This window comes from Faecalibacillus intestinalis (assembly GCF_003024685.1).
Taxonomy (GTDB): Bacteria; Bacillota_I; Bacilli_A; order Erysipelotrichales; family Coprobacillaceae; genus Faecalibacillus; species Faecalibacillus intestinalis.
This window is the reverse complement of record NZ_PYLQ01000049.1, coordinates 1-745: the sequence shown is the minus strand read 5'-3', so window position 1 is coordinate 745 and position 745 is coordinate 1. Positions and strand designations below refer to the sequence as shown.

At 26.0% G+C, this 745-nt stretch carries 2 protein-coding genes; both read right to left on the bottom strand.

Translation table 11 applies throughout. The features are described from left to right. Window positions 1-91 precede the first annotated feature (91 nt). Window positions 92-229, bottom strand: coding sequence for a hypothetical protein (locus tag C7U54_RS14665; RefSeq protein ID WP_155522463.1), 138 nt, complete (start codon window positions 227-229; stop codon window positions 92-94). A 22-nt stretch (window positions 230-251) separates the two neighbouring features. After that, window positions 252-745 (bottom strand): hypothetical protein (locus C7U54_RS15045; protein WP_107030729.1); only part of this gene is annotated, 494 nt, incomplete at its 5' end.

The following is a 745-nucleotide window of genomic DNA, read 5'->3' as shown; positions in this document are numbered from 1 at the left end:
CATTTTTATCTAAAGATAAAGCGTCTAATAATTCATCATCCGTTTGAGTTAGCGTAATTAAATTGAATAATTGTCCTGATGTAACACCAGCTTAATTATATTTATCTGAAATATCAATTATTTGATCAGTCACTTCATCTAATGTAATTTCATCTTCCGCATTTACTGTTGGAATAGTTGTTAATATCATACCAGCTGCAATAATTCCAATAAATACTTTTTTAATCATAAGCTTTCTCCTTCCTTTTCACTTAATCAACATCTAAACTAAATAATGTAAACTGATTATAATTATTAAAACGGACAATCTTTTCCTTTTTATTTTGTAATCTTATTAGATAACTATTTTCTTGATTAACTTCATATGAATCTATTTTTCCAATAATATCTTCAATAACTTTAAAATCTTCTCCAATATCATTCTGATTTTTCATCATAAAAGTTGTATATCCCTTATTTCGACGAACGAGCGAATACTCTTTTGTTTCCAAAACATTACACTCTACATATGCTTTCGTCATGTATAAGTAATTTGCTTGTTTGAAGAAAGAAAAACTTAATCCAGATAACAGCAGAGTAATCGTCCAAAAAATAATAGATATCTTCTTAAAATGAAAATCGAGATAAACTAATTTTCGTCTCAACAAAAGTAATGTAAAATAAACTAAACCATCGAAGGATATTATATTAAGATATTTTTCAGCAATGATAAAAAACAACAAAACTGGGTACAAAATCAAAAAAT

Excerpts from the sequence above, each read along its gene's own strand:
- C7U54_RS14665 (WP_155522463.1), bottom strand. The coding sequence starts at position 229 with ATGATTAAAAAAGTATTTATTGGAATTATTGCAGCTGGTATGATATTA.